The organism is Algoriphagus antarcticus (assembly GCF_002150685.1).
Lineage (GTDB): Bacteria > Bacteroidota > Bacteroidia > Cytophagales > Cyclobacteriaceae > Algoriphagus > Algoriphagus antarcticus.
This window is the reverse complement of the sequence record NZ_MSSW01000110.1, coordinates 1-10,871: the sequence shown is the minus strand read 5'-3', so window position 1 is coordinate 10,871 and position 10,871 is coordinate 1. Positions and strand designations below refer to the sequence as shown.

The following is a 10,871-nucleotide window of genomic DNA, read 5'->3' as shown; positions in this document are numbered from 1 at the left end:
ACTAAAGCAATTCTAATATTAGCTATTAAACCCACGCAAAATTAAACTGGATTGTAGGCTATCTCTAAAAGCATCATTAGCTGATAAATTCTGCTATTGTAATGAATACCGAGTGTTGTCTAAAGCAATATCCTTTCTCCGTATACCTTTTCTGGCATTTTAAAATTATTCCAAAAAATATTTAAAAGACTTTTAGAGATATATTTTACCAGAAATCAAAATATAATTCCGAAACAAGTGGAAAATTTATTCAGATTTAGAAAAATGCAATGAATTGCCTGAATTATTGAAGATTAAATAATGCAGGAGGCAAATAATTAATTTTGATATTAAAAATCACCACTTTACATTTGGCACATGTTAAACACAGCAGACAAATATTTTAGCTTCTTTTACTTTTATTTTCGAAGACAAAATCGAATCGGAGTTGTGTATTGCCTAGCTTAAACTAAAAAGAAAATACAACATACAAAGCCCGATTCGAAAGAGTCGGGCTTTTTTCATTTAAAGCTCAGTATTATGAAAGAACACAAGCAAATCAAAGATTGGGGCCTAGGACTAAAAGGCCCAACCATTATCGCAGGGCCTTGCTCCGCAGAGACACCAGAGCAAATCGAGCAGATTTGTATCGAGATGAAGGAAAACAATGTAATCCCTTCTATGTTCCGTGCCGGAATCTGGAAGCCAAGAACCAGACCGGGAAGCTTTGAAGGAATAGGTGAGGAAGGACTGAAATGGATGGAAATCGTTCGTCACCATCTGAATATCCCAATCACGGTGGAGGTGGGAAATGCAGCTCACGCTGAAATCGCCCTTAGAAACAATGTGGACGTTGTCTGGGTAGGTGCAAGAACTACCGTTAATCCATTCGCTGTGCAAGAAATTGCTGACGCTTTGAGAGGAACTGACATTCCGGTGATGGTGAAAAATCCAATGAATCCAGATCTTGATCTTTGGATTGGAGCTTTGGAAAGATTCCATGCAGTTGGGCTTACTAAATTGGCAGCTATTCACAGAGGTTTCTCTGATGCTTACGACAAGCGATACAGAAACAAGCCAAATTGGTCTATGCCAATGCACTTGAAGCGGGTATGGACTGGAATGGAAGTAATCAATGACCCTTCGCACATCGTAGGGAAAAGAGATGGAATTCTAGAAATCTCTCAGAAGGCGATGAACTTCGGTTTAGATGGATTGATGATCGAAACGCATCACGATCCAGACAAAGCTTGGTCTGATGCTAAGCAGCAGGTAACTCCAGCTCGTTTGAAAGAGATCTTAGATGCGATTGAATTCAAGAGACCTCTAGAATCTGAGCAACCAAGTGAGCGTCTCAACGACTTGAGAAGAGCTGTTGACCACATGGATGATCAATTGTTGGATATCCTTCAGGAGAGATTCGCGGTAATCGATCAGATCGGTGCGCACAAAAGAGAGCATCACCTTTCCGTATTTCAGTCTGATCGCTGGAAAGAAGTAATGGAAAGCCGTACTCAAAAGGGTGTTGCAAAAAATCTAAGCGAAAAATTCATGAAGGAGTTGCTTTATTGTATTCACGAAGAGTCTGTAAAGCGCCAGGAAAAGCAGCTTAGAGCGGCTGATACAGTGAAGAAGTAAAAAGTAAATTTGAATAGCAGTACTAACTTAAACTTTTCGATTCTTGACTGTTTTGACCGAAGTCCGAAGACCGATGACCGAAGTCGCCTTACAGAAGACATGAAAGGAATAGAAGAACTCAAGATTTCAGAACATACTCTTGTTTTAAGGAGTAGCTATTCAGAAAAAGTAAATATATAATCACTGAGCTAATTCAAGTCTGAGGGGAGGGACTTCTCTCTCCTTAGACTTTTTTATCCTAATTTTAGTCTCAGTAAACTCCCGTCTTCGTGAACTCAATTATCTTTTCTGAAAACGCATCTGTTGATTTGACCGCTGTGCTCGGCGAACTCAAATTCTCAAGTCTTTTTATTCTGACAGATGAAAATACCAAGGAGCATTGCCTCCCTTTAATTGAAGAAGTTTTCCCTTCCAACAGCACTTTTCTGACGATTGATTCTGGGGAAAAGAACAAGACTATCGCTACCTGCCTGACAATCTGGGCAGCGATGACCGAAGCTCAACTTGACAGAAAAGCGCTTTTCCTAAATATTGGAGGAGGAGTTTTGGGCGATATGGGCGGTTTTTGCGCTAGCATATACAAAAGAGGCATCCGCTTTATCAATATGCCCACTACCCTACTTTCTCAGGTGGATGCAAGTGTGGGTGGAAAATTGGGAGTGGATTTCGAAGGGTTGAAAAATCACCTGGGTGTTTTCAACGAACCCGAAACAGTCATTGTAGCATCCGAATTCCTGAAGACTTTACCTGAACAAGAACTCAGATCTGGCTATGCCGAGATCATCAAGCATGGCTTGATTCGAGACAAAAAATATTTCGAAAGTCTGGATTTTGAGCACTGGCAACAATCCAATTGGAAACCACTCATCCATCATTCTGTTGAGATCAAAAAAACAGTGGTCAACCAAGATCCAAAAGAAGCTGGCTTGCGCAAAATCTTGAATTTTGGGCACACGATCGGTCATGCTTTTGAAACTTACTTTTTGGATGGACCAAGACATTTATTACATGGAGAGGCTATTGCTGTCGGCATGATTTGCGAGGCTTGGCTCTCACATAAGAAACTAGACCTTTCGATGGCAGAAGTGAAGCAAATTCAGTCTGCATTTTTGAGAGTGTATGGCAAAGTAGAAATCCTTGAAACTGACCTTCCGGCAGTTCTCGATTTTTGCCTGCAGGACAAAAAGAATGAAGGCAAAGAACTGATGTTTTCTTTGCTCAGTTCTATCGGCGATTGCACTTACAATATTCCTGTCACCCGAGCCGAAATCCGGGACGCAATCCACTATTACCAAAATTTACCTCAGACCTAATTACCTCCTATTTTGACTACTGACACCAAAGAAAGCATTCATCTGGCTCAAAAAACAGATTTTTCGACCACCCATATCCCACTTCCTTCTTCCAAAAGCGAGTCCAATCGTGTGCTCATTATTGATGCATTGACAGAAGGAAAAAACAAATTGAGCAATCTTGCCGAAGCGCGTGATACCCAGACGATGATTAGTTTGCTGAAGAAAAACCCTCCACTTTACGATGTGTTGGATGCTGGGACGACGATGCGGTTTTTGACTGCCTACGCTGCGATCACCAACCAAAACAAGGTCATGACGGGAACGGCACGCATGTGCGAGCGTCCTATCGGGATTTTGGTCGATGCCTTGAGAACTGTGGGAGCGGAAATTCATTATTTGGGTGTGGAAGGCTATCCACCGATGGCGATTCACGGACTTCCTCAGCAGAAAAGCGACAAGGTGAAAATCCGTGGGGATGTTTCCAGCCAATATATTTCCGCGATGTTAATGATCGCTCCTTTATTGCCAAAAGGATTGGAAATAGAATTGGAAGGCAAGGTTGGTTCTCGTTCTTATATAGAAATGACATTGGATTCGATGTCACAATTTGGAATCAATTTCACTTGGAATGACAATAAAATCTCAGTTCCGCATCAAGCTTATCAGCCTACCACTTTCGCAGTAGAAAGTGATTGGTCAGGAGCAGGATACTGGTTTAGCTTATTGGCTTGCGCAGATTCTGGCGAGCTTTTTCTTTCTGGTTTGAAAGAAAACAGTCTTCAGGGTGATTCCGCCGTGGTAGAAATAATGGGTCAATTAGGAGTGAAAAGCACCTTTCAGGACGGAGGCGTTTTATTGAGAAAACAGCCAATGAAAGGATTGAAATCCTGGGACTTCACTCATTGTCCAGACCTTGCTCAAACGATCGCTGTGACTTGCGCAATCTTAGGTCAGAACGCGACTTTCACAGGATTGGAAAGTTTGAAGATCAAGGAGACTGATAGGATTTATGCCTTGCAGCAAGAACTGGCAAAGTTCAATGCCGATTTGAAGGAGATCGAACCTGAAGTGTATCAGGTGATTCCATCTGTGACCATGCCTGTTGAAGTGAAAATCCACACGTACGAAGATCATAGAATGGCGATGGCATTTATGCCGTTGATCACCAAAACCCGCGTAAGCATAGAAGATCCTTCTGTGGTGAATAAATCTTATCCAAGTTTCTGGAAACATTGCCAGCTTGCAGGGATTTCCATCGTCAGCCAATCTTAATTTATGAGTACCCTAAAAATAGCCATTCAGGGCGTTCCTGGCTCTTTTCACCATCAAGTTGCGCTACGCAATTTCGGCGAAGTTATAGAAATCCTGGATTTCACCACCTTCGAACCTGTAGCCAGAGCCGTGGCAAATGGCGAAGCTGACTTTGCCGTGATGGCAATTGAGAACTCGATTGCAGGTGCTATTCTACCAAATTATGATTTGATTGACCGCTATGAATTGAGCATTCGAGACGAATATTACCTTCCTATCGGTCATCAATTTATGGCGCTTCCGGGACAGTCAATTAAGGACATTACCGAAGTTCGTTCCCATCCTATGGCACTTTTGCAGTGCAAGGCTTTTTTTGTGCAGCATCCTCATATCCAACTCAAAGAAGACACAGACACCGCTTCAGTGGCGCGTGATATTGCTGAAGGAAATTGGAAAGGTATTGCGGCAATTGCTTCAAGTATTGCTGCTGGAATCTATGGTATGGAGATCATCGCTCCCGATATTCAGACGGTGAAAAGCAATTTTACCCGTTTCATAATCCTTCAAAAGGAATCTGTAAGACCAGCAGTTTCAGTCAATAAAGCATCAATAAAAGTTACCATTCAAAACCAAAAAGGCGGACTGGCCAAATTGCTGACTTTGATCTCAGAAGTAGGGATTGATTTGAGCAAAATCCAGTCGATTCCAGTAATCGAAAAACCTTGGGAATATGCGTTTTTCATCGACTTGGTTTTTGAAGATCATGCCATTTTCTCAAAGACAATTGAGGAAATTCGAGCTAGCTTTGGTGAAGTGAAAATTTTTGGAGAATACATAAGTAGAAAATGAGATATTTATTTGCCATCATACAACAACACTGATTTTCCCTGTTTTGGTGAACGGATGACCGATGATGGATGACAGATAACCCAAGTAGCCGAAACCTCCCGATAACCATCGGAATTAACCAATCCTATGAAGCTCTTTTCCTTTTAGCATTAGAAAAGAGATAAAAATATAAACACAAGAATAAATACATGAAGGGCTTTGCAGATCGAGTAAGCAGCGTAGAGGAATATTACTTTTCCGCAAAACTCCGTGAGGTAAATCAGATGATTGCCGAAGGAAAACCTGTCATCAACCTGGGAATTGGCAGTCCGGATTTGGCACCGGACAAGAAGGTAATTGATGCTCTAAAAAGTACCGCAGACAATCCTCAGGCTCATGGTTATCAAAACTATCAGGGTATCCCTGAGCTGAGAACTTCTATCGCAAATTTCTATTCCAGAGAATATGGAGTTAGCCTAAACCCAACTAAGGAGATACTTCCAATGATGGGGTCCAAAGAAGGGATTATGCATCTAAGCATGACGTTCTTGAATCCCGGAGATGAAGTTTTGATCCCAAATCCTGGCTATCCTACCTATACTTCTGTCACCAATTTGCTGGGTGCACAGCCAATTTATTACTCCATTGACTTGGCAACAGCAGGCAGACCAAATCTAGAGGAACTGGAAAATCAGGACTTGAGTAAAGTAAAACTCATGTGGATCAATTATCCGCATATGCCAACTGGCGCTCCGGGGAGCAAAGCTATTTTGCAGGAATTGGTGGCTTTCGCCAAAAAGCATGAGATCGTGTTACTCCATGACAATCCTTACAGTCATATCCTTACAAAGGAGCCGATCAGTATTTTGTCAATTCCCGGAGCTAAAGATGTTGCGATGGAGCTTAATTCCCTGAGCAAGGCTTTCAATATGCCGGGCTGGCGAGTGGGGATGCTTGTAGGTAGGGAGGATTGGATAGCCAAAGTATTGAAGGTAAAAAGCAACATGGATTCAGGGATGTTTTTGGGAATTCAAAAAGGAGCAATTGCAGCCTTGAACTTAGGCGAAAGTTGGTTTTCTGATATTGAAAGCACATATCAAAGTCGCAGAAAGTTAGTCTGGAAGCTGGCTGATAAACTTCACTTGACCTATGACACCAAAGCCGCCGGTCTATTTATCTGGTGCAAAGTGCCTGATGGAAAATCTGCTGATCAAGTTGTGGACGAGCTTCTTTACGAAAGAAATATATTTATCACTCCAGGAAAAATCTTTGGTTCGGAAGGGGAAAACTATGTGCGTTTTTCGCTTTGCATGCCTGAGTTTAAAATCCTGGAAGCAATAAACCGTATCAAATAATCTGTATGTACGCTATTCTGCCAGTAAGCGAATTCTCTTTGATCAATGGGTTGGATGACCGAAGACCGAAGTAAACCAGAATTCAAGGTGTTTTTGAATTTTTGATCCTATAAATTTTCTACTTTCAAGATTCCGTATAATCACATTAAATAATATTATTATCAGCAATTCCCCCTACTTTCAAAAAGTTGACTTCGTAAGCTAACGGATATCAAATCGTCTAAAATTCAGTCTATTTATGATCCGTTATTCAGAATGATGTCAGTAGCCTTGATTTATTTGCTTCTTGGACGGAAGATCAGCCAAACGAGGCTGGCCGAAGACGGGTGACCGAAGTGGAGGAAAACCCAGGTTTACTAAGTCCTAAAATGCTTTGAACTGATATAAGTGGGAAAGCGGATATACAATTTAAATAATTAGACATGAACAAATTACATATTATTGGCTTGGGACTTCTAGGAGGCTCTTTTGGCTTAGCCGCAAAGGATAAATTCCCTGAAATTTTGATTACAGGAACTGACTCTGATGAGAAGAACTTGCAGGATGCTTTGAATCTTGGGATTATTCAGGAAGCCAAAGACTCACCAGACGCGGACACAGATATTATCATTTTAGCTACGCCTGCAGACACTTTGGGTGATTTGCTTTTGAAAACTCTGGATCAGATGGGGGAAAATACCTTGGTGTTTGATGTGGGATCTACGAAAGCCAAACTTTGCGCTTTGGTAGCAGACCATCCTAAAAGAAAGCAATACTTGGCAGCTCACCCTATTGCAGGAACTGAATATTCTGGGCCCAAAGCAGCTTTGATGGGACTTTTGGATCGTAAGGTGATGATTATTTGCGATCTCGAAAAGACTGATTTGCAGCTGAAAGAGAAGGCTTACGAGCTTTTCGATGCACTTAACCTAAAGTTGAGATTTATGGATCCTGAGGAACATGATCGTCACTTGGCCTTTGTGTCTCACCTTTCGCATATTTCGTCTTTTATGCTGGGTAAAACTGTCTTGCAGAAAATGGAGGATGAGAAAAACATCTTCGATATGGCAGGATCGGGATTTGCCTCAACCGTACGTTTGGCCAAGTCAAGTCCAGCGATGTGGGCGCCTATTTTCACCGAAAACAAGGATAACATCTTGTCAGCATTGAATGGGTACATTTCTAATTTGACGGAATTCCGCGATAAGATTGCAGCCAACGATGGCCAAGCTTTGTCTAATGATATGACAGAAATCAATAAGATTCGGGATATTCTGGATTTGGAAAAATAAGTTGATTTCGGATTTCGGTCTACGCACGTCATTTGCAGGAGTCAAATGGCGTATATTTTTATCTGGAAATAGATAACCTACTGAAAATTAAATTGGTGAACTGATTTTTAACTTTCAATCGTTAATCTCAGTATCTTAATACTGAATTAGATTTATAAAGATCAAAAAAATGGCACTTCAATATATCCAAGACAAGGATGGTAAAACTACTGGAGTCATAATTCCAATCAAGGAATGGTAATCTCTAAAGGCAAAATATTCAGAATTGAAGGAAGAAAGCGATAATTCAACTGAGTTAGTTTCATGGCAAAAAAAAAATATTGACGAACGACTATCTGATTATTACAATGATCCTGACAACGTCGGTGATTTTGACAAAACAACTGAGGATATCGATCGAGATTTATGAAAGTCAGCTTTGTCAATAGGCCTAAAGTCAAAACTGACATTTTAAAGGCTGTTGGCTATTATAGCGAAATCAATCCAAAGCTAGCAAAGCAATTTTTGTTTCGTATACGTGAAGCCAAGAAACGTATCGCTCAATTGCCTGAAGGTTTCAGATAAAATACAATGAAGTACGGACAATAACACTCAATCAATTTCCTTTTCATATCCATTGCCTATTTGAAAGCTCTAAGAACCAAATAATCATTTTCGCTATCATACATTCGCATCAAAACCCTCAAGATTACTCATTGAGGTGATTATTTACACTAAACGACTCATTATTTTCATCCCAATAAAACCTAATTCTATGAAATATTTTTTCGCACTAGCTCTTCTGCTATTTTCTATGGTCGCATTTTCCCAATCCACCAACCAGTGGACTGCTGTAGAAACTGCCAATTATCCTCTACCCAGACATGAAAACTCATTTGTAGAAAACAATGGAAAGTTTTACCTCCTTGGTGGACGCGGGATAAAACCTATCGAGGAATACGATCTCAAAACCAATACCTGGAAGACTTTGGCGATGGCACCCATGGAATTTCATCACTTTCAGGCCATCTCATTCAAGAATGAAATCTACGTGATCGGAGCATTGACTGGTGGGTATCCTCATGAGACTCCTTTGACGCATTTCCTGATTTTCAACCCAAAAACAAACACTTGGCGGGAAGGTGCGGAAATCCCTGAAGAGAGACGCAGAGGTTCTGCAGGAGTCGTACAGCGTGGTGACAAAATCTACTTGGTTTGCGGAATTGTAGATGGTCATTATGCAGATTTTGTGCCTTGGTTTGATGAATATGACACTAAAACTGGCAAGTGGACCATCTTGCCTGATGCTCCAAGACCGAGAGATCACTTCGGCGCAGTGCTGGTAGAAGACAAAGTCTATGCAGCAGGAGGAAGAACTTCTCATGCTGAAATAGGAAAAGTCTTGGACTTGGTGATTCCAGAAGTTGACTTCTTCGATTTCAAAACTAATTCCTGGAGCACCGTAGCAGCAGATTTGCCAACTCCCAGGGGAGGCACCTCCTCCATCGGAAAAGGACCGTACTTACTCGTAATGAATGGTGAAAGCACAGTACAAGAAAGTTCCCATGCAGAAGTCGAAATTTTGAATACGAGAACAGGTACATGGACAAATCTGCCTGAGTTAAATCAGGGCAGACATGGTACTGGTGTGATATACTATAAAGGTAAACTCTATGTCGCTGCAGGAAGTGCGAAACGAGGTGGCGGGCCTGAACTCAATACAATGGAGGTTTTGGAGTGGAAATGATGTTTAAGAGGATAATCTTGAATTTGAAAATTGAGTATTGATCATTGAAGTTTCCTTTTACATAATTTCTCTTAACTGAATCCGCCTTTTCTCATAACTGGCTTTCCTTTTGAATAGGTATTAAAAGAACTAACTAAACTCACATGAAAAATTATTTAACTATTCTAGTTGCCTTGTTTTTGGCAGTTCCTGTATTCGCACAGGATAACATGACTGTTCCATTGATTGAAGTGGAAGGATTTAGTGAGCGAAAGATAGCTCCTGATGAAGCCTCTTTCCAGATTAATTTGGAAGAAAAAGCAATGAAAGTCACCGATGCTGTTCAAGTGCTAAACAAAAAAACCGAACTACTGGCTAATGCTTTGAAAAAAGCAAAAATTAAAGATTACAAGTTAATCGCTGACAACTACTCTGTTGATGTAAATCGAATCTACAGAAGTGGGGAGCAGCGTGATTCTGGCTACGTTGCCCGTCAGTCGCTGCGCATAATGACCAGTAGCAAAAATGAGGATTTGCAAAAAATTGTTGAATCCATTCAGAACGCAGGTGACATGAGTTTCAATTTGAATTTCCAGATTTCTGAAGCCACAAAGAAATCTTTAGAAAACGAATTGCTTACAGCAGCTTTGAAGGACGCAGAGAGCAGAGCCATGCTTATCGCCCAGACCTTAGGTATAAAATCTATCCGGGTTCATAGAGTGTCTCTAGAGTCTCAGCCAGTAACTTATGCTTACGCAAAAATGGAAATGATGAGAACAAGCGCAGATACAGCTGAAGCACCACCACTACTTAATCCTGATGACCAAAGTATTCAGAAGCGAGTTTATATAAAATACACTTACTAAAACTAAGGCCGCGAAAGCGGCCTTTTCGTAACTTTTTAAGAATAAGCAACTCTAAAAACTCCATCTATTTTTATCTAATGAATGAATCAGATATTAGAAACAAACCTAGGATGCATGGTACTATTGAAGATGAATGTGAGAAAATAGGCTTTACCATGCCTTCAGATCTTTACATTGGGACACTGTTAAAAACATTGGTAGCCAGTAAACCCAGCGGTAACTTCCTAGAGCTCGGAACTGGAATCGGCCTATCGCTATCCTGGATGGTAGATGGGATGGAAGATTGTGGGAATATTATTTCAATAGATAACGACCCGAAACTTACTGGAATAGTGAGCCAACTTTTTAAGCTTGATTCGCGAGTAACCATTCTTTGTCAGGATGGAGCTGAGTGGATTAAAAATTATTCTGGGGATAAATTTGATTTGATATTTGCTGATGCTTGGCCAGGGAAATACAGTGAGTTATATGAAACACTCGCACTACTAAAGGTTGGCGGCTTGTATGTCATCGACGATATGGATGAGCAGCCGAATTGGCCAACAGGTCATGCTGAAAAAGCAAAAAATCTTATCAAAGTATTGGAAGTAAAGAAAGACTTTTGTCTCACAAAAATGAACTGGTCAACAGGTATTATTTTGATGACAAAAATCAAGTAGATAATATCCGATCTGTATGTATGC

Annotated in this window: 10 protein-coding genes; all 10 read left to right on the top strand. The window is 40.8% G+C overall.

What is annotated here, in order from left to right:
• Positions 1 to 519: 519 nt before the first annotated feature.
• The 10 genes from BVH04_RS24445 (at position 520) to BVH04_RS24405 (ending at position 10,847) form a co-directional block, all read left to right on the top strand.
• Positions 520 to 1,617 (top strand): chorismate mutase, encoded by a 1,098-nt coding sequence (locus tag BVH04_RS24445; RefSeq protein WP_086544082.1) that lies wholly within the window; start codon positions 520 to 522, stop codon positions 1,615 to 1,617.
• A gap of 269 nt (positions 1,618 to 1,886) precedes the next feature.
• Positions 1,887 to 2,930, top strand: a complete 1,044-nt coding sequence (aroB, locus tag BVH04_RS24440) for a 3-dehydroquinate synthase (RefSeq protein ID WP_086544081.1) — start codon at positions 1,887 to 1,889, stop codon at positions 2,928 to 2,930.
• A 12-nt stretch (positions 2,931 to 2,942) separates the two neighbouring features.
• Complete coding sequence (locus tag BVH04_RS24435; protein WP_086544080.1) at positions 2,943 to 4,184, top strand: 3-phosphoshikimate 1-carboxyvinyltransferase; 1,242 nt, start codon at positions 2,943 to 2,945, stop codon at positions 4,182 to 4,184.
• 3 nt (positions 4,185 to 4,187) lie between these two features.
• On the top strand, positions 4,188 to 5,012 hold the full coding sequence (locus BVH04_RS24430; protein WP_086544079.1) for a prephenate dehydratase: 825 nt from the start codon (positions 4,188 to 4,190) through the stop codon (positions 5,010 to 5,012).
• A 188-nt stretch (positions 5,013 to 5,200) separates the two neighbouring features.
• Positions 5,201 to 6,346, top strand: a complete 1,146-nt coding sequence (locus tag BVH04_RS24425; protein WP_086544078.1) for a pyridoxal phosphate-dependent aminotransferase — start codon at positions 5,201 to 5,203, stop codon at positions 6,344 to 6,346.
• A 422-nt stretch (positions 6,347 to 6,768) separates the two neighbouring features.
• Positions 6,769 to 7,617: a prephenate dehydrogenase gene (locus tag BVH04_RS24420; protein WP_086544077.1), complete on the top strand. Its 849-nt coding sequence runs from the start codon at positions 6,769 to 6,771 to the stop codon at positions 7,615 to 7,617.
• 265 nt (positions 7,618 to 7,882) lie between these two features.
• On the top strand, positions 7,883 to 8,026 hold the full coding sequence (locus BVH04_RS25655; RefSeq protein WP_169714512.1) for a hypothetical protein: 144 nt from the start codon (positions 7,883 to 7,885) through the stop codon (positions 8,024 to 8,026).
• Between the two features lie 345 nt (positions 8,027 to 8,371).
• Positions 8,372 to 9,343, top strand: a complete 972-nt coding sequence (locus tag BVH04_RS24415; protein WP_086544076.1) for a Kelch repeat-containing protein — start codon at positions 8,372 to 8,374, stop codon at positions 9,341 to 9,343.
• Between the two features lie 143 nt (positions 9,344 to 9,486).
• Complete coding sequence (locus tag BVH04_RS24410) at positions 9,487 to 10,188, top strand: SIMPL domain-containing protein (protein ID WP_086544075.1); 702 nt, start codon at positions 9,487 to 9,489, stop codon at positions 10,186 to 10,188.
• Positions 10,189 to 10,265: 77 nt separating this feature from the next.
• Positions 10,266 to 10,847 (top strand): O-methyltransferase, encoded by a 582-nt coding sequence (locus tag BVH04_RS24405; protein ID WP_086544074.1) that lies wholly within the window; start codon positions 10,266 to 10,268, stop codon positions 10,845 to 10,847.
• Positions 10,848 to 10,871 lie beyond the last annotated feature (24 nt).

What these genes read in the sequence shown, in the direction of transcription:
- BVH04_RS24445 (WP_086544082.1), top strand. Translation starts at nt 520, where the DNA reads ATGAAAGAACACAAGCAAATCAAAGATTGGGGCCTAGGACTAAAAGGC.
- BVH04_RS24430 (WP_086544079.1), top strand. Translation starts at nt 4,188, where the DNA reads ATGAGTACCCTAAAAATAGCCATTCAGGGCGTTCCTGGCTCTTTTCAC.
- BVH04_RS24425 (WP_086544078.1), top strand. Translation starts at nt 5,201, where the DNA reads ATGAAGGGCTTTGCAGATCGAGTAAGCAGCGTAGAGGAATATTACTTT.
- BVH04_RS24420 (WP_086544077.1), top strand. Translation starts at nt 6,769, where the DNA reads ATGAACAAATTACATATTATTGGCTTGGGACTTCTAGGAGGCTCTTTT.
- BVH04_RS24415 (WP_086544076.1), top strand. Translation starts at nt 8,372, where the DNA reads ATGAAATATTTTTTCGCACTAGCTCTTCTGCTATTTTCTATGGTCGCA.
- BVH04_RS24410 (WP_086544075.1), top strand. Translation starts at nt 9,487, where the DNA reads ATGAAAAATTATTTAACTATTCTAGTTGCCTTGTTTTTGGCAGTTCCT.
- BVH04_RS24405 (WP_086544074.1), top strand. Translation starts at nt 10,266, where the DNA reads ATGAATGAATCAGATATTAGAAACAAACCTAGGATGCATGGTACTATT.